Raw genomic sequence first — 16,798 nt, 5'->3', positions numbered from 1 at the left:
CTAGGCGGTGGAATCCGCCGACTCGCTGCCGGAATTGTCGCCATCGGAACGGTCACTCGAGTCGGAGTCGTGGTCCGATCCCGAACCGCTGCCACCCGCCGGATCTCCCGACCCCGGGTCGCCGGACTCACCGGGCCGGCTGTCGTCGACCTGCTCACCCGACTGCGAGTCGGGATCGGGGTCGGCGCCACCGTCCTCGCGCTCGGTCGGCGTGTCCGCACTGCTGTCGACATCGGTGTCGTGCACCGTCTCTCGATCCACCCGCCGTGGTTCCACTTCTTCCCGAGGCGACTCGACATCGGAACCCCCGTCAGAGGAGGTCTCGGTCTCGCGAGTCCCGGTGTTCGGCTCGATGGGCCGGCCGCGGGGCGGTTCCGTGGTGCCCGACTCGCCGCGGGGGTCGGGATCGGTGCGTGGCGTCTCGACAGGCGAGTCGGTTCGCGGGGTACCGCTGTCTCGACCCAGTGACTTCAGGAGCGCGGAGACGAGCGGGATGGTCTCGAGCCAGACCCGGATGCTCCACGGCCCCCGCGGATCCGACACCAGGACGATGACCGGTCCATCGGTGTCGGTCGGAGGTGGAGGCGTCAGGCTGGTGTTGCCGTCGGTCTCGCCCGGGCCGCCGGAGGCCTGGGGGTCGCCGGTGTAGACGACGAACGGGCTGTTCGCGTCCAGTCCGGCGATGACGGTCATCACCGCCAAGTTCTGTTGCACCGCACGCTCTTTGGTCTCGTCGTCGAGCTCCGTCGACAACACGGTGCGGGTCATGGGGCCGCTGGCGATGATCGGACCGACTGACTGCGGGTGGTCGATGACCAGTATCCGAGGCGCGCCGGCGACGGGCAGTTCGCGCGCGATGGCCGCCCCGGGGTCGGTCGGCAGCGATACGGCAGGCGTGTGCGGCGTGGTGTTCACGACGACGGACGGCGGGGCCGGGTTCGGGCCGAGCAGGGTGGTGAGTTGCTGCGCAGCGACCTGGACAGTGGCGGGTGCGGCGAGGGCGTGGACCAGGGTGGTGGCGTTGATCGACGCGACTGCCGTCGGGATCACCGTGAAAAGCGAAAGTGCGGCGAGAGTGAGGGAGGTGCCGGCGACACCCGGGGGTCGTCGAAGAGGACCGCCGCCGTCGTTGTCGACGGCGCGGTGCGTGCCGCGCCGATGTGATGCCACCCCTGAGGCCCCCTCTTTTGTCGATCAGATAGTAGACGACGCACGGGTGGCATGGTGTCGTCTGAATGACGCAAATCGGGACATCTGCGCGATTGTGCTGCCCGGAGGGGGCGAGGAGTGGCTGCGCCATGCGGCGCAACCGGGTCGAGACGAGATGGAGCCGCCCAGGGGAATCGAACCCCTGACCTATTCATTACGAGTGAATTGCTCTACCGACTGAGCTAGGGCGGCGTGCTACGCGAGGCAGCGCAGACGAGTCTAGCGAGGGTGGGAGAACGAGCAAAACCCGGGTCGTCGACGCAGGTGGAGCTTCCGTCGAAGTGAATGTCGGTCAGCCCGGGAAGTCCGAGCCGCAGACGACGGGCACCCGGTGATCCGGGTCGAGCGCGTTGCGGACCAGCGCCCCGACGGTCGGGGAGTAGGCCATCCCGACATGACCGATCCTCGACGCCGGGCACACATCCTGGACCAGCGTATTGGTGATGTTTGGCCCGGGCGGCATCAAGGTGACCGGGTACGGCGTCGAGATCTCGTCGTATCGCGTCGCGAGATTGACGTACTCGATCGAGGGATGCCTGGGACCCCAATAGCTCTGTCCGGGTGCCCGAGCCGGCAGCCGATCGGTGAGGGAGCCGACGCGCGAGTAGCCGCGGTTGGACGCGGATAGTCCGACGATCGTGCCCACCTGTGCCGCGCGTCCGGGTATCTGGGTGACAAGCTGGGCGATCGCGCCGCCCTGGCTGTGACCGACGAAGTCGATCTGCTTTGTGCCCGTGGCGCTGAGGACCCGCCCGACGAAGTCCGAGACCGTGCGGGCGGACTGCTCCTTGTTCCCCAGCCCGCCGGTGTTGCCACTCCAACTGGCCTGGCCGTAGGTCAGGCTGAACACGCAATATCCCGCGTTCGCCAGCGTGGGCGCGACGTACGCCCAGTTGGCGCTCTGGTTCATGGCCGTCGCGTGCAGCAGCACGACGGGGTTGCGTCCGTCACGGTCACGGCAGTCGAAGCGATTGGCGCCGGGAGGCGACTCCGACGCCGGGCTCAGATACCGAGAGGCGATGGCGGTCGCCGCGTCGGTCGTGACCGGGAACGGGGCGGCGTGCGCGGTGCCCGCGGCGAGGCACAGAACTGCGGCCACCACCGCGACGAACGCTGACGTGACTCCGGCTCGGATGCGGTCCATGCAGAGGATTGTGGCCGACCGGACGGTAGGGGCACGGCGTTTCGCCTCTACTGGGCGTCGCGACGGCGGAACTCGACGCCACGCGGTGACAATTCGTAACCGACGACGAGGCTGTCGGTCAGTCCGAGCTTCTTGAGCTTGGTGATGTCCTGCTTCAATCCCGCTCTCTCCCGACCGAGTTCGGCCGCGAGGTCGGTCGACACCACCCCTGGGCGGCGGGCGATGACGTCGAGCACTTCGCGCGTCCACGGTCCGCGCGTGGACCGTGCGTCCATGCGATCGAGGCGGGTCCGGATCTCGTCCACATCGTCGTCGGACAAGTTGTCATCGGCGCGCAGGGCGATCCGCGGGTCCTCGCCGATACACCGCAATCCGATCCGGTACGTCGGGTTCTGGACGTTGACGCACAGGGCGGCCCGGACGGCGTCGGCAGCGTCGTATCCCGCGCGACGTGCTTCGTCGTCCGTGATCCGCTCGGGGTCGACGCGCTGCATCGACGTCACCTCGATCACGTGCGTCAGCGCGATGAAGCTCGAGCCCGGATGTATGCGCGGATCACCCCATCGCCGGAAGGCGAGGTCGACTGTTCCGTCGGCGACCCCGCGAGCAACTGCGGCCGTGAGAAGCACAGTCGCGACCCTAGCGAGCGGGGCGTTTCGGTGCAGGACCCGTGGTCAGGCGCCCGTGTCACCCCTGTGGATGACAGCTGAGAGGTCCCTGAGAGCTGTTGTAGGGTGGCCCGAGGTCAGCGACGGCACTGCCGACGTATTCGGGGGACCCCCTGCGTCGTGCTGTCGTTGAGCGCAACTTCACGACGACACGATCACCGGCCGGGGGGAGGGATCTTTGGTGCCGCCGCGCGCTCCTGCTCTGTGGTTTCCCGACGTCCCGCCGTGGCCTGGCATCGATGCGACACCCGCCTCCGATCTGGCCGCTCACCTGGCCCGACACCGTTCCGTCGGCCCAGCTCACGCATCTGCGCAGTCGCCCGGGGTGGCCGTCCTCGAGCGGCCGATGGAGGTTGTCGCGCCGCCGAGCAGGCCGGTGGTCGCCGGACCGGAAGTCATCACGCCACGCGTCCCCTCGGAGCTCGACGTGTTCCTGGCCGAGGCCGAGAAGTCGGTGCGAGCCAAGCGGAAGACCGGATCGGCTGGGCGCGACGAGAAGTCCCCACGTGTCGGTTCGCCACCGCGAATCGCCGGTGCGGCAGCAGCGATTCTTGTGATTGTGGCCACAGTATTGGGTGTAGTACTGACCCGCGGTGACGGACCCGAGGCGACGACGGCATCGACGTCGAGCAGCGATGCCACGTCTGCCGGGTTGGGAGCGTCCACATCGCCCGTGGTCCGGGAGCCCGCGTGTACCCAGCGCCCGGTGGGTGCCGGAACCACGGTGTCCGACGGTGACGACGCCGGCAATCAGGAGTCGGGCGCCGGGGCGATCCGTGCGTTCAACCACGCGTATTACGTCCTGCGTTCGGCGAGGGCGGCACGCGCGGTCGCAGCTCCGGGCGCGGTGGCCTCTGAGTACGTCATGCAGCAGTACATCAACCAGCGACCGCTCGGGACCCGGCACTGCTTGACAGTCTCCGACCGCGGACCCGGCGAGTACTCGGTGGTGCTGACCGAACTGCAGCCCGACGCGGCGCCCATCACCTACCGGCAGGTCATCCGCACCACGACCACCGGCGGCAAGTCCTACATCCAATCCATTCGATCCGTTGAGTGAGTTTCTGCCCGCCACCGCGGGCGTACCAGAGAGGTAGTCGAGTAATGAATCATGGTCGGGGTCGGCATCGGAAGCGTCGTGTGCCGAGTGGTCCATTGCTGTCGGTGACGTCGGCGGTGGTCGCGGTGTCGATCACCGCGGGCGCGGGGGCGGCGTTTGCGGTGCCGGAGCAGGGTGGGACCAGTCCGGGTGATTCGGCTCCCGGTCAGGGCGGCACGAGTCCTGGTGATGTGTCCCCGGATGGTGGTGCCGGGGCTGAGGCGACTGTCGAGCCGATCGTGGTTCCGGGTCCGGGCAGTATTCCGGGTCCGCCGGTGGAGGCGCCGTATCAGGCGTACACCGCGCCGGGGTCTTATTCGTATGACGAGCCGTACACGCCGTTGATCAACAATCGGGTGGCTCCGCGGGTTGCGCCGCCGGTTCGGCCGATTGCGCCGCCGCCGGAGAAGATTCGTGTGGGCAACTTCGTCACCGACATCCCGCAGGGCATGTCGAAGCGGGATGTGAACTCGATCAATGCGTGGTCGGCGTATGGCGAGGCCAAGATTGCGCAGGGTCTGATCTCTGCTGGTGTGCCGGAGGACGAGGCGACTCGTCGTGCCGCTGCGACGATCATCGGTGTGATGGCCGGTGGTACCGCTGGTGCCGTCGCGCTTGGTATTCCGTCGGCGGTTGTGGGGGCGGTGGTCGGTGCGCCGATCGGCACGGTGGCGGGCGCGATCGTTGGCTACACAACGTCGTTCGGTGCCAACACGGTGCCGGGTGCCCTGATCGGGACTGCCGCGGGAGCCGCAATTGGCGCGGCGGGCGTAGGTGCGGCGGGCGCGACTGTAGGTGCAGTGCTGGGTGGCACCGCAGGAGGGGCGCTGGCGTACGCACTCGGCGCGGGTGATCCGGGCGCCGACCCGAATGAGCCATGGCGTCAGCAAGGCCCGCGGCACGCGTTACCCGAATCAGGTTCGAACCAGTTCGAGTTCCACCTCACTGCTGAGCAGGCCCGGCGTTCGGGGCTGCCCGCTGTGGATTACGTCGTAAACAGCCGCGGCGACGTCGATGTGGAACTCGGCGCCTCAACCTTCAAATGGTCTGGTGCGCAGGCACGCTCGCCGTATGCTGTGTTCGGACCACACGTCGAGAGCTCAGTTCGTAACTGGACCCGCGCACAGTCGGACAGCTTGAAGGGCGCGATCTCTGGAAGCGAGATCCTTTGGCCGACCGAGAATGCCGGCGCGCCAGCGGGCCGTTCATAGTTGAAGTGGAGAGATGATCAGATGAGACGAGTTCTGTGTGTAGCGGTCGCCTCGATCGTGGTGGCCGCGAGTCTATTCATTGGAATTGGACGTAGCGAAGCGTCGCCCCTGCCGCGCCTCACAATCACAGGCGACAGCATGGGAGTGTTCGGCAACCATTCGTACTGTCGAGGCGTCCTCCGAGTCGGGTTAGATACGTCGCCGAGCAAGCGCGGCGTGGTTCGCCTTACCCTTACCTCGTCTGGATTCGTTGGCAATGGGGCGAGCTGGGTAAGGAACCCGGTATGCAAATTGCTGATCGGGACCTCATATGTCAGCGGAATTGGTTACGGGGTAACCAACTTCTTCCCGGCGGAATTTGGTCCGAAGCGCGGACAGAAAGTGGTGCGCGACATACGAACTGGGTCAGGGGTCGTACAGCTTGCCGTAGGTACCTTTGCGCGGAACAATCCGGTGAGGGTATTCCAGTCCTCGCCCAATCAGCACTTCCTTCTCGTTCCATAAGACGTACCGGGCGAGCGTTGACAGTCAAGGGAATCGTGGTCGAGTAATGAGTCATGGTCGGGGTCGGCATCGGAAGCGTCGTGTGCCGAGTGGTCCGTTGCTGTCGGTGACGTCGGCGGTGGTCGCGGTGTCGATCACCGCCGGCGCCGGGGCGGCGTTCGCGGTGCCGGAGCAGGGTGGGACGAGTCCGGGTGATTCGGCTCCGGGTCAGGGTGGCACGAGTCCTGGTGATGTGTCTCCGGATGGTGGTGCCGGGGCTGAGGCGACGGTCGAGCCGGTCGTGGTTCCGGGTCCGGGCAGTATCCCGGGTCCGCCGGTGGAGGCGCCGTATCAGGCGTACACCGCGCCTGGGTCGTATTCGTATGACGAGCCGTACACGCCGTTGATCAACAATCGGGTGGCTCCGCGGGTTGCGCCGCCGGTTCGGCCGATTGCGCCGCCGCCGGAGAAGATTCGTGTGGGCAACTTTGTCACCGACATCCCGCAGGGCATGTCGAAGCGGGATGTGAACTCGATCAATGCGTGGTCGGCGTATGGTGAGGCGAAGATCGCGCAGGGTCTGATCTCTGCTGGTGTGCCGGAGGACGAGGCGACTCGTCGTGCTGCTGCGACGATCATCGGTGTGATGGCCGGTGGTACCGCTGGTGCTGTCGCGCTTGGTATTCCGTCGGCGGTTGTGGGGGCGGGGGTAGGCGCAGGAGTAGGAGCAGGCATCGGACTAGGTGTGGGGTCAGTGCTCGGATTCGTTAACTTGGTTCCCGCGGTTGGAACCGGTGCCGGTATCGGAGCGGCAGTCGGAGGGATCGGCGCGGGCGCCGCGGGCGCGGCGATTGGTTTCGCTATCGGCGGGACTGCCGGCGGAGCCCTCGCCTACGCACTGGGAGCGGGAGACCCCGGAGCGAACCCAGATGAGCCGTGGCGCCAAAAGCGTCCGCGTCACGCACTTCCCGATGCCAGCGGACCGAACCAGTTCGAGTTTCATCTGTCGGCAGATCACGCACGCCGCTCAGGACTGCCTGCGGTGGACTACGTGGTGAACCACCGTGGCGACGTTGACGCAAAGATCGGAGCCTCGACTTTCAAATGGTCTGGTGTGCAGGCTCGATCGCCGTACACGGTATTTGGTCCGCACGCTGAGAAGTCGGTTCGTGCCTGGACCCGTTCTCAGTCCGACAGTCTGAAGAACGCGATCCCCGGCGGGGACGTGCTGTGGCCTGCGGAAGCGACGGGCGCTGATAGGCCCGGACTCTAGCGGTTCGGAAATATTCGCTGTCTTGTGGTTATAAAAGGAGAGTATCGATGAGACGATTGATTGTCGTTTGTTTGGCTGCGCTGATCGCTTCTGCAGCCACCTTTGCAGGGACTGGAAGTTCACAGTCTGCACCACTCCCACTTCAGTTCGCGGTGCTGGGTGACAACTTTGGGACGATCGGGAACCACTCATTTTGCCGGGGAGCTATCAACGTCCGGCTTTCGGTTCCGAAAGGCAAGAAAGGTGTAGTCCGCGTGACTGCAACTTCCCATGGATTCACTGGAGACGGGCCTGGGTGGAGAAGAAATCCAGTGTGCCGCATGGTCCTTGGCACCGAGTTCATTAGCGCACGTGGGTATCTCGTGCCGAAGTACTCCAACGTCGCATTCGGACCAAAACCCGGAACCAGAGTGGTGCAAGACGTGCACACGGGCTCGGGCCCAGTGGCAATTGAGACTCGGACGTATGCGCCCAATAGCGGATTCCGTCAGATCTACTCGCGAGGGGTCAGTTACTACGTTCTCGTTCCCTGAAATCGAGCGTTACAGCCAAAGGTCCTGGGCGAGTTGCATGCCCTTCGACGGGCGCTGCTTGCTGCGAGGCGCGCAATTCCGATGAGAAGCAGAATAGTCCTAGCGACGGAGAGTTGGACGTGAAGAAACTGGCTATTGTGGTTTTGCTGGCCGCATTCGCGGCGGCGATGGTGTCTGGTGTAGGTCAGGCGACTGCTGCGCCGATTCCGAACATCGCGCTCTACGGCAACAACTTGCGCGCGATGGGCGACCATTCCTACTGCCGCGGGACCGTCAACGTGACGATCCGTACACCGCAGAACAAGCGTGGCGTTGTCCGGGTCACTGCACGGTCCGCTGGTTTTGTTGGAGAAGGTGCGAGCTGGAAGCGGAACCCGAACTGCCGCGTGCTATTTCAAACGACGTATACCAGCATCCGGGGTTACGCGCTGCACAAGTGGGTGCCGGCGACGTTCGGCACCCGCCCCGGATCAAAGAAGGTATGGGATGTCCCGACCGGGTCGGGGCCGGCGACGGTCGGAATCACGACCTACGCCATCGACAACCCAGTTCGGACACCGACCGGTGGACTCGTCGGATTCCACATGCTCGTTCCCTGACCCCAGATGACCGCACCAACCATCCCACGCGACGGCGACCCGCAGGCCTGGGCCGAGCGGGCCGTCGTCGTGTGCGGGACAGCCGGTGGCGTTGGGACGTCGGTTGTTTCGGCGCTGCTTGCCGAGCATCGGGCGTCGTCGACGCTCGGGTTGCTCTCATGGTGGGTGGACGCGTCGGGCAACGATTGCGACATCGAGCTGCGATTGCGTGGTTCGGGGAATCAGGAACTGCTCCGCACGGCGTCGGGGACCGGCCTCTGGCTCCCGCCCGATGATGCGACGGCCACCGACGCCGTCGTCGAAACGTGGCGGCAGGGCGCGGTTCCCGTCGTCGACGCCGGCGCGCACCCGCTCACGCTGCTGCCCGAGCTCGCCGAAGACGACCTACCGAACCTCACTCCGGTACTCGTCATTGCCGCGCGACCCGACCTGCTCAACCGCGCCCGCGTCGTCTTCGCCGAATGGGACCGGGCAGGCGTACTCGAGAAGACGATCGTCGTCATCTCCTCGCAAATGCCGACCACCCACGACGACGGACTCGCCGACATGCTGGTCAATGTGGTGTCCGGGGCAGTCGGCGGCGTGATCGGCCTCGACTACGACCCCGTCATCGGCGCGGGTACCGCCCTCGATCACGATGCGCGTCGCGGGTGCCTCCCGGCGACGCACCAAGCGATCGCAACACTCGCCGCGGCGACCACCAATCGAAGCTGAACCGCGCCCACCCTTTCGTAAAACCGATGAAGCGGGCAGCATGGGGCGGTATGACCGGCTCAACCCGCTCACCGCTCACCACCGCGCAGGCTGCCGAGATGGTGGCCGATCCCTGGCGCGTCATCGCCGACAGGCTGGCCGCCGCCTACAACACCGGCTCGATGGTGCGCGGCGGTGAGTTCGTCGCGAAGATCATCGACGCCGCCGAGGAAGCGAACCACCACCCCGACATCGATCTGCGTTACGGGACAGTGCATCTCGTGCTCACCACGCACAGTGCGCATCAGCTCACCGAAGCCGATGTCGCACTGGCGAACCGGATCACCGGCATCGCCGCCGACCTCGGCCTCGAACCTGCGTCCGCACCCGTCACGCAGTTCAACCTGGCCATCGACGCCCTTGACATCCCGGCCATCCGGCCGTTCTGGAAAGCAGTGCTGGGCTACGGCGACGCCACCGAGCGCGAACCCGTAGACCTCGTCGACCCGGCAGGCCGACTGCCCATCGTCTGGTTCCAGCAGATGGACGAGCCGCGCCCGCAACGCAACCGCATGCACGTCGACCTGTGGATTCCGACCGACGAACTCCACGAGCGTCTGCAAGCAGCGATCACCGCCGGCGGACAACTGCTCACCGACGAGTACGCCCCGGCCTTCTGGGTGCTTGCCGACGCGGAAGGCAACGAGGTGTGTCTGTGCACCTGGCAGGATCAGAACTACTGATCAGTCCGCGTACATCGTCTGCGTAAACGCCATCCGGTCGCCTCGGTACAGCGAACGCCGGTATTCGATCGGGACGTCGTCCTTGTCGTAGGACAACCGGTTCAGCAAGAACATCGGCGTCCGTGCGTCGACGTTGAGCAGCGCGGCCTCACGGGCGTCGGGCAGCGTCGTCTCGATCGTGTCCTCGGTGCGTCCGAAACGCACGCCGCGCCCGCGAAATTCGGCATACAGCGACGAGGTCACCTCGAAGCCGGTTTCGAGATCGGGGTACCGGTAGGCCGGAAGACGCGTACGTTCCAGCGCCACGCGCACCTTGTCGGTGGTGAACACGCGCTCGAGCTGGATGACCGGATCGCCGATGGCGATGGCCAGCCGATCCGCGAGCACGGCGTCGGCAGTCAGTCGAGTCCAACCCACCAGGATGCGGCTGGTCTCCATGCCCCGTTCGCGGGCCGCCTCGGTGTACGAGCCGATTGACAGCGGCTGCCGGATCTTGGGCCCGGCGACCACTGTCATCCGGCCTCGACGCTCGATCCTGCCGTCCAGCAACAACTCTCGCAGCGCCTGCCGGACCGTCTCGCGTGAGACCGAAAAGCTCTCGGCGAGGTCGCGTTCCGCCGGGAACGGGTCTCCTTCGACGAGGTTCTCCAGGAGCTCCTCCAGCTGCGACCTGACGACCTGGTGCTTGAGGACGCGGGGCTGTTCCGACAGGGTCATGTGTCCAACATAGCAAAGATTGGTCTAGACCAAACGGCAACCCGATGTTCACCTCGTGTTCGGCCAAGGCACCCAAATTGGTCTATACCAAACGAGACAGTAGGCCCATGCGCACAACCGATGACGCCACCAACCCCGCACCCGAAGGTACCGACACCACCTCCACCCTCAGCGTTTCGCCGGTCCAACTCGTCGTCTTCGACATGGCCGGCACCACCATCGTCGACGACGGGCTCGTCACCCGGGCCTTCGAGGCGGCTGCCACCGCGGTCGGTATCCCCGTACAGGGTGGGGAGCGCGATCGTGCCCGCACCTACGTCCTGGACACGATGGGGCAGTCCAAGATCGCGGTCTTCCGCGCCCTGCTCGGCTCCGACGACGCGGCCCGTCGAGCCAACGAGGCGTTCGAGGAAGAATACGGGCAGCTCATCGACGACGGCGTCGACGCGATCCCAGGAGCGGCGGAGACCTTTGCTCAGCTGCGATCACGCGGAATCGCCACGGCATTCACCACCGGCTTCAGTCCGGCCACTCAGCAGCGGATTCTGGACTCGCTGGGATGGACGGATGTCGTCGACCAGGTTCTCGCCCCCACCGCAGGACTGCGCGGCCGCCCCTACCCGGACCTGGTCCTCGCGGCCGCTCTCACCGCCCAGGTCGACGACATGGCCAACGTCGTGGTGGTCGGTGACACCTCCAGCGACATCGAGACCGCTCGGCGGGCCCGCGCGGGTCTGTCGGTCGGCGTGCTCACCGGCGCGCACGACGAGCAGACCCTGCTCGCCGCGGGCGCAGACCGCGTCCTGGCGTCCGTCGCCGATCTGCCGGCACTCATCACCGCTTCCTGATCCGCTTCTCACCCGACCCCCCGACACGCCCCGAAAGGCCACCCCGATGCAGATCCGTAAGACTTCACTCGCCCTGACCGCCGCTTTCGCCACCACCGCTCTCGCCCTCGCCGGCTGCTCCGGCGGTGACTCAGAGGCCCTCAACGCCAACGGCTTTCCCGACACCCTCACCCTGGCCGCGATCCCCGCGGAGAACTCCTCAGATCTCAAGGCCAGTTACGAGCCGGTCATCAAGGTCATCGAGCAGGAAACCGGCTCGAAGGTCGAGTTCGTCCAGGCCTCCGATTACGCGGGCGTCGTCGAGGGCATGATCGCCGACAACGTCGACCTCGCCTTCTTCGGCCCGTTCGCGTACGTGGTTGCCGGTCTCAACGGCGCCAAGATCACCCCGCTCGGTGCGGTGGTGTCGGAGAAGGGCGCCGAACCGGGCTACCAGTCCTACGGAATCGCGAAGGCGGACAACGCCTCGGTAAACGGAATCAAGGACTTCGCCGGTAAGACGGTGTGTTTCGTCGACCCCGGCTCCACCTCGGGCTTCCTGTACCCGAGTGCCGGGCTCATCGAAGCCGGGGTCATCAAGTCCGGCACCGAGACCGACCTCGCCGCGGGCGTCACGCCGATCTACGCAGGGGGCCACGACGCGTCGGCGCTCTCGGTCGCGTCCGGTGACTGCGAAGCCGGCTTCGCCTTCGACTCGATGGTCGACAAGACCCTCATCGAGAAGGGCGATCTCAAGCCGGGGCAGCTGAAGACGGTCTGGAAGTCGGAGATGATCGCGGGATCGGTCTTCGCGGCGAACGACTCGCTCGGGCCCGAGGCGATCGACACTCTCACCAAGGTCTTCACCGAGAAGGTCAACGCGGAGTCGATGGAAGCGGCGGGTTTCTGCTCAGGCGATGAGTGCCTGCTCACCGACGAGCGCGCCTGGGGCGTCGTGCCCGCCTCCGACGACGATTACGCCGGTGTCCGGCATGTCTGCGAGGTCACCAAGTCCGAGAAGTGTGCGAGCTGACATGACTGCGCAGCCACCCGTCGCCGGCGACGATCTCGTCGTCCACGTCGACGGACTCACCAAGAGATTCGGCACCACGCTCGCGGTCGACGACGTGTCGCTCGATGTCCGCCGCAGCGAACTCGTCGTGCTCTTGGGCCTGTCCGGCTCCGGCAAGTCCACATTCCTCCGCTGCCTGAACGGCTTGCATCCGGCGAGCAGCGGGGTCGTCGACGTCGTGGGGCACCGGGTGGATCTCGCCGGGCGCGCCGAGATGCGGGCACTGCGACGTGAAGTCGGTTTCGTCTTCCAGCATTTCAACCTCGTCGGCCGGATCAGTTGCCTGGAGAACGTGCTGCTGGGCGGGCTCGGACGGTTACGGTGTCCTCGGTACGGAGCGCTGACCTACCCGAAGCGCATGCGGCAGGAAGCGCTGGAGCATCTCGATCGCGTGGGCCTGGCCGACCTCGCGGATCGTCGCGCCGACACCCTTTCCGGCGGACAGCAGCAGCGCGTGGCCATCGCGCGCACGCTGATGCAGAAACCGGTGCTGCTCCTCGCCGACGAACCCGTGGCCTCCCTCGACCCCGAGAATGCGGGCGTCGTCATGGATCTGCTGTTCCAGGTGTGCGTCGAGGAGAAGCTGACCATCCTCTGCACCCTGCACCAGGTGGATCTGGCGCTCGGCTGGGCGCACCGCATCGTCGGGTTGCGGGGCGGGCAGAAGGTCCTCGACCGCTCCACGGTCGGACTCGACCGCGATGAGGTGATGGACGTCTATCAGCGGGTCGACCCGGTAGCGGCGTCTTTGTCGAATGCGGTGCGACGCCGGTGAACACGCCGCTCCTGGACCGTCCACGGGCGGTCTCACCCGCCGGCAGACGACCCGGCTGGGACCGCGCGATCCTGCCCGGGATCGCGGTCGGCGGTCTCGTCGCCACGCTGATCTGCGCCTGGTGGATCGACTTCGCGCCCGGGACGCTGATCTACGGCCTCGAGGACATCGTCGCCCTCATCGAACGAATGTTGCCACCACGACTCGGGGATCCCGGACGGATCAGCGTGTTGGCGCTCGAGACACTGCTGATGGCCGTGCTGGGAACCGTCCTCGCCGCGATCGCTTCGGTGCCGCTGGCGTTCCTGGCGGCTCGCAACACGAGCCCCCACCCCGCGGTCCAGGCGGTTGCGCGCGGCATCATCACCTTCTGTCGTGCCATGCCCGACCTGCTGTTCGCGGTCCTGTTCGTCCGCGCCCTGGGTATCGGGGTACTGCCAGGAATCCTGGCCCTGGCGCTGCATTCGATCGGCATGCTGGGCAAGCTGTTCGCCGACGCGATCGAGCAGGTCGACGAGGGGCCGCGTGAAGCGGTGCGCAGCACCGGCGTCGGCTACGTGCGCGAGATGGTCAATGCCGTGGTCCCGCAGTGTGTTCCGGCATGGATCGGTGCCTTCGTGTATCGCATCGACATCAACCTGCGGATGTCGGTCGTCCTCGGCTTCGTCGGTGCGGGCGGAATCGGGTTCGCGCTCCAAGACGCCCTGCGCGGCCTGATCTACCCTCGCGCGTTGGGGATCGTCCTGGTCATCCTGGTGATCATCGCGGCGATGGAGTTGCTGGCCATCGGGATACGACGCGTTCTGCTGACGCCGTCGCCGATGCGGCCGGGTCTCGAACGGGCCGTCCGAACGGGTTTCGGTCTGCTCGTGGTCGCGGCGACCGTCGCCGCGATGGTCGTCTTGGAGATCACGCCCTGGGCTCTGGTCGCCTGGATACCGCCTGCCGTCGAGGTGTTCGGACGAATGATCCCGCCCGATTTCACCTCGCTCGGAGCCGACATCTTCGACGCAGCGTTCCAGACGGTCGCGATCGGCGTCGTGTCGACGGCGATCGGCGCGGTGCTGTCGATTCCGGTGGGAATCCTCGCTGCGCGCAACGTCACCCCGCACGCGAGCGTGTACTGGGCGGCACGGGCGTGGATCCTCGTCGTGCGCGCGGTGCCGGAGCTCATCCTGGCAGTGGTCTTCGTCGCGGCTTTGGGCGTTGGTCCGGTCGCCGGAACCTGCGCGCTGGCAATCGGTTCCATCGGCTTCCTGGCCAAGCTGGTCGCCGATTCCGTAGAGGAGATCGATCCGGGCCCCGTCGAGGCCGCGCGGTCGGTCGGCTGTGGTTGGTGGAAGACGCTGTTCGCCGCGGTGATCCCACAGGCCATGCCGTCGATCGTCGGTTCGGGCCTGTATCTGCTGGATGTGAACATCCGCACGTCCACGGTCCTCGGAATCGTGGGGGCCGGCGGGATCGGCTTCCTGCTCTTCGAATCGATCCGCACGCTGGACTTCGAAGTCGCCGGGGCCATCGTGCTCGTCATCTTCGTCATCGTCTTCGCCATCGAAAGGTTGTCCGGTTGGATACGCTCGCGACTGGTCTGACCCGCGCCGCCGTCTGGCGGGGCGAGCAGATCGACATCGTCGAAACACCGTTACCCGCACTCGGTCCCGGGGAGCTCCTGGTCCGGGTTCGGCTGGCGACGGTGTGCGGCAGCGACCTGCACACGGTCAGTGGACGCCGGGAGTCCCCGTGTCCGTCGATTCTCGGGCACGAGGCGGTGGGAGATGTCGTCGGCGTCGGCGACGGCGCGTCGAAACAGGTGGGCGAACGTGTCGTCTGGTCGGTCACGGTGTCGTGCGGCGACTGCGACCGGTGCCGACGTGGCGTCACCGCCAAGTGTCGTCGCGTCCGCAAGGTCGGGCACGAATCGTTCGACAGCGACTGGCCGCTGTCCGGCGGCTATGCGTGCCACATCGTACTGCCGAGGGGCACAAACGTTGTCGCTGTTTCCGACGTCCTGGGTGATGCGGTGGCCGCGCCTGCTGCGTGTGCGACGGCCACCGTGATGGCCGTTGTCGAACGTGCCGGTGACCTGTCCGGGCGCCGAGTGCTCGTCGGGGGAGCCGGGATGCTCGGGACAACAGCGGCCGCGGTCTGCGCCGACCGTGGCGCCGAAGTCGTGGTCGCCGACCGCGACAGCGCGCGCGTCACTCAGGCGGTCCGTTTCGGCGCGCGTCCCGATGACGGCGAGAACGTCGACGTGATACTGGATTTCACCGGGTCGTCGAACTTTCTGCGGCAGGCGCTGTCGCGGCTGGAGATCGCCGGAACCCTCGTGCTGGCCGGCTCGGTAACCCCGGGGCCTGTCCTGAACGTCGACCCGGAGCAGGTGGTGAGACGCTGGTGGACGATCACCGGCGTCCACAACTACGAACCGCGTCATCTACACGAGGCGGTCGACTTCCTGGCGCAAACCGTCGACCGGTATCCGTGGCCGGACTTGGTGACCCCGCCGGTCCCGCTCGAACAGATCGAGCTCGCGCTGCAACCGGCGCCGGGTTCCGCACTGCGCGTCGCCGTCGCGCCATAACGCTGCAGAAACACTTGTAGAAGAGGAGAACACAACACATGCGCGTGATCATCGTCGGTGCCGGGATCATCGGAACCGCACACGCCTGGATGGCCGTCGAACGCGGACACGAGGTGGTTCACCTCGACCGTGAGCTGGACGCGCGGGGCGCGACGGTCCGCAACTTCGGGCTGGTGTGGGTCTCCGGGCGGTCGGCGCCCGAGTTGGAGATCGCACTGCGGTCCCGCGTGCTGTGGGAGCAGATCGGCACGCAGGTTCCGGAAGTCGGTTTCCGTGCGAACGGCTCGATCACATTGCTGCGTACCGAGGCCGAGGTCGCCGTTGCCGAGGAGGTCGTCGCCCGCGACGACGTGCAGCGCCGCGGATTCACCCTGCTACGTCGGTTCGAGGTCGCCGAGAAGAACCCGGCGCTGCGGGGGAACTACCTCGCCGGACTGCACTGTGCATCCGACGCCGCTGTGGAGTCCCGACAGGCGATGCCCGCCTTGCGGTTCCGCTTGGAGCGATCGGGTCGATACACCTTCGTGCCGGGCGTCGAGGCGCGCGCGATCACCGGCACCTCGGTTCGTGATGACACCGGGGCCGTTCACGCAGGCGACTGTGTCGTGTTGTGTCCCGGCGCAACTCATCGCGGGCTGCTCCACGAGGTCTTCGGTGAGCTGCCGGTTCGCCGGGTCAGATTGCAGATGATGCAGACGGCCCCACTCGGTCAAAGCCTCACGACGTCGATCGCCGACGGCGACAGCCTCCGGTACTACCCGGGTTTCGCCGGGCCCGCGCTCGAGGAGTTGCGCCGCACCGAACCGCAACGACCGACGGCTGCGGCGAACGGCATCCAGTTGCTCTGCGTCCAGCGCCTGCACGGTGGACTGACGATCGGCGACACCCACGAGTACGTCGAACCGTTCACCTTCGACGTCGACGAGGACCCCTACGCGCACCTCGTCGAGGTGACCGAAGGCCTGCTCGGCCGGCCCCTACCTCGAATTCAACGACGCTGGGCAGGGGTCTACAGCCAGTGCACCGAACGCGATCGCATCGTGTGTCGGGAATCGCTCGGTGACGGGGTGTGGGCGGTCACCGGTCCGGGTGGCCGCGGGATGACACTGGGCCCGGCCATCGCCGAGGAGTCGGCCGCGCTGATGGGCTGGTAGCCGGCCCGCACCGAAAA

The 16,798-nt window shown here is 66.5% G+C and carries 16 protein-coding genes and 1 tRNA gene; 12 read left to right on the top strand and 5 right to left on the bottom strand.

Going from position 1 to position 16,798, the window contains the following annotated elements:
• The 4 genes from MHN80_RS12045 to MHN80_RS12030 all read right to left on the bottom strand — a co-directional run bounded on the left by MHN80_RS12045 (window position 1) and on the right by MHN80_RS12030 (window position 2,982).
• The gene (locus MHN80_RS12045; RefSeq protein ID WP_239401916.1) at window positions 1-1,050 is read right to left on the bottom strand and encodes an MSCRAMM family adhesin SdrC; all 1,050 of its coding nucleotides are present in this window, start codon (window positions 1,048-1,050) and stop codon (window positions 1-3) included.
• A gap of 275 nt (window positions 1,051-1,325) precedes the next feature.
• Window positions 1,326-1,401 (bottom strand) — tRNA-Thr (locus MHN80_RS12040).
• 100 nt (window positions 1,402-1,501) lie between these two features.
• The gene (locus tag MHN80_RS12035; protein ID WP_239401914.1) at window positions 1,502-2,353 is read right to left on the bottom strand and encodes a triacylglycerol lipase; all 852 of its coding nucleotides are present in this window, start codon (window positions 2,351-2,353) and stop codon (window positions 1,502-1,504) included.
• 47 nt (window positions 2,354-2,400) lie between these two features.
• On the bottom strand, window positions 2,401-2,982 hold the full coding sequence (locus tag MHN80_RS12030) for a hypothetical protein (protein WP_239401912.1): 582 nt from the start codon (window positions 2,980-2,982) through the stop codon (window positions 2,401-2,403).
• A gap of 217 nt (window positions 2,983-3,199) precedes the next feature.
• Here MHN80_RS12030 and MHN80_RS12025 point away from each other — a divergent pair, with 217 nt between their 5' ends.
• The 6 genes from MHN80_RS12025 (at window position 3,200) to MHN80_RS12000 (ending at window position 9,655) form a co-directional block, all read left to right on the top strand.
• Window positions 3,200-4,081, top strand: a complete 882-nt coding sequence (locus MHN80_RS12025) for a hypothetical protein (RefSeq protein ID WP_374206349.1) — start codon at window positions 3,200-3,202, stop codon at window positions 4,079-4,081.
• A gap of 44 nt (window positions 4,082-4,125) precedes the next feature.
• Window positions 4,126-5,331: a hypothetical protein gene (locus tag MHN80_RS12020; protein WP_239401908.1), complete on the top strand. Its 1,206-nt coding sequence runs from the start codon at window positions 4,126-4,128 to the stop codon at window positions 5,329-5,331.
• Window positions 5,332-5,881: 550 nt separating this feature from the next.
• Window positions 5,882-7,087: a hypothetical protein gene (locus MHN80_RS12015; protein WP_239401906.1), complete on the top strand. Its 1,206-nt coding sequence runs from the start codon at window positions 5,882-5,884 to the stop codon at window positions 7,085-7,087.
• A gap of 652 nt (window positions 7,088-7,739) precedes the next feature.
• Window positions 7,740-8,219, top strand: coding sequence for an enoyl-CoA hydratase (locus tag MHN80_RS12010; RefSeq protein ID WP_308219776.1), 480 nt, complete (start codon window positions 7,740-7,742; stop codon window positions 8,217-8,219).
• 6 nt (window positions 8,220-8,225) lie between these two features.
• Window positions 8,226-8,933: a hypothetical protein gene (locus MHN80_RS12005; RefSeq protein WP_239401902.1), complete on the top strand. Its 708-nt coding sequence runs from the start codon at window positions 8,226-8,228 to the stop codon at window positions 8,931-8,933.
• A 50-nt stretch (window positions 8,934-8,983) separates the two neighbouring features.
• Window positions 8,984-9,655 (top strand): VOC family protein, encoded by a 672-nt coding sequence (locus MHN80_RS12000; protein ID WP_239401900.1) that lies wholly within the window; start codon window positions 8,984-8,986, stop codon window positions 9,653-9,655.
• Here MHN80_RS12000 and MHN80_RS11995 read toward each other — a convergent pair whose 3' ends face one another.
• Window positions 9,656-10,372: a GntR family transcriptional regulator gene (locus MHN80_RS11995; RefSeq protein WP_239401898.1), complete on the bottom strand. Its 717-nt coding sequence runs from the start codon at window positions 10,370-10,372 to the stop codon at window positions 9,656-9,658.
• Window positions 10,373-10,479: 107 nt separating this feature from the next.
• Between MHN80_RS11995 and MHN80_RS11990 the strand changes: the two genes are divergently transcribed.
• From MHN80_RS11990 to MHN80_RS11965, 6 genes are read left to right on the top strand one after another with little or no spacing between them, the layout of a single operon-like run.
• Window positions 10,480-11,220, top strand: a complete 741-nt coding sequence (locus tag MHN80_RS11990) for a phosphonatase-like hydrolase (RefSeq protein ID WP_239401896.1) — start codon at window positions 10,480-10,482, stop codon at window positions 11,218-11,220.
• Between the two features lie 46 nt (window positions 11,221-11,266).
• Window positions 11,267-12,232, top strand: coding sequence for a phosphate/phosphite/phosphonate ABC transporter substrate-binding protein (locus tag MHN80_RS11985; RefSeq protein WP_239401894.1), 966 nt, complete (start codon window positions 11,267-11,269; stop codon window positions 12,230-12,232).
• Between the two features lies 1 nt (window position 12,233).
• A complete protein-coding gene (locus MHN80_RS11980) occupies window positions 12,234-13,046 on the top strand; it encodes a phosphonate ABC transporter ATP-binding protein (protein WP_239401892.1) in 813 nt (270 codons plus the stop codon).
• The gene (gene phnE, locus MHN80_RS11975; protein ID WP_374206348.1) at window positions 13,043-14,638 is read left to right on the top strand and encodes a phosphonate ABC transporter, permease protein PhnE; all 1,596 of its coding nucleotides are present in this window, start codon (window positions 13,043-13,045) and stop codon (window positions 14,636-14,638) included. The genes MHN80_RS11980 and phnE overlap by 4 nt, the downstream gene beginning before the upstream one ends.
• Window positions 14,614-15,627: a zinc-binding dehydrogenase gene (locus tag MHN80_RS11970; protein WP_239401890.1), complete on the top strand. Its 1,014-nt coding sequence runs from the start codon at window positions 14,614-14,616 to the stop codon at window positions 15,625-15,627. The genes phnE and MHN80_RS11970 overlap by 25 nt, the downstream gene beginning before the upstream one ends.
• A gap of 38 nt (window positions 15,628-15,665) precedes the next feature.
• The gene (locus tag MHN80_RS11965; protein WP_239401888.1) at window positions 15,666-16,781 is read left to right on the top strand and encodes a TIGR03364 family FAD-dependent oxidoreductase; all 1,116 of its coding nucleotides are present in this window, start codon (window positions 15,666-15,668) and stop codon (window positions 16,779-16,781) included.
• Window positions 16,782-16,798: the final 17 nt, after the last annotated feature.

Origin of the sequence: Gordonia sp. McavH-238-E (assembly GCF_022348225.1) — a bacterium.
GTDB lineage: Bacteria > Actinomycetota > Actinomycetes > Mycobacteriales > Mycobacteriaceae > Gordonia > Gordonia terrae.
This window is presented reverse-complemented; position numbering and strand designations above follow the sequence as displayed.

Bases quoted from the DNA above. Each gene is read 5' to 3' on its own strand.
- MHN80_RS12035 (WP_239401914.1), bottom strand. From the start codon at position 2,353: ATGGACCGCATCCGAGCCGGAGTCACGTCAGCGTTCGTCGCGGTGGTG.
- MHN80_RS12020 (WP_239401908.1), top strand. From the start codon at position 4,126: ATGAATCATGGTCGGGGTCGGCATCGGAAGCGTCGTGTGCCGAGTGGT.
- MHN80_RS12015 (WP_239401906.1), top strand. From the start codon at position 5,882: ATGAGTCATGGTCGGGGTCGGCATCGGAAGCGTCGTGTGCCGAGTGGT.
- MHN80_RS12005 (WP_239401902.1), top strand. From the start codon at position 8,226: ATGACCGCACCAACCATCCCACGCGACGGCGACCCGCAGGCCTGGGCC.
- MHN80_RS12000 (WP_239401900.1), top strand. From the start codon at position 8,984: ATGACCGGCTCAACCCGCTCACCGCTCACCACCGCGCAGGCTGCCGAG.
- MHN80_RS11995 (WP_239401898.1), bottom strand. From the start codon at position 10,372: ATGACCCTGTCGGAACAGCCCCGCGTCCTCAAGCACCAGGTCGTCAGG.
- MHN80_RS11990 (WP_239401896.1), top strand. From the start codon at position 10,480: ATGCGCACAACCGATGACGCCACCAACCCCGCACCCGAAGGTACCGAC.
- MHN80_RS11985 (WP_239401894.1), top strand. From the start codon at position 11,267: ATGCAGATCCGTAAGACTTCACTCGCCCTGACCGCCGCTTTCGCCACC.
- MHN80_RS11980 (WP_239401892.1), top strand. From the start codon at position 12,234: ATGACTGCGCAGCCACCCGTCGCCGGCGACGATCTCGTCGTCCACGTC.
- MHN80_RS11965 (WP_239401888.1), top strand. From the start codon at position 15,666: ATGCGCGTGATCATCGTCGGTGCCGGGATCATCGGAACCGCACACGCC.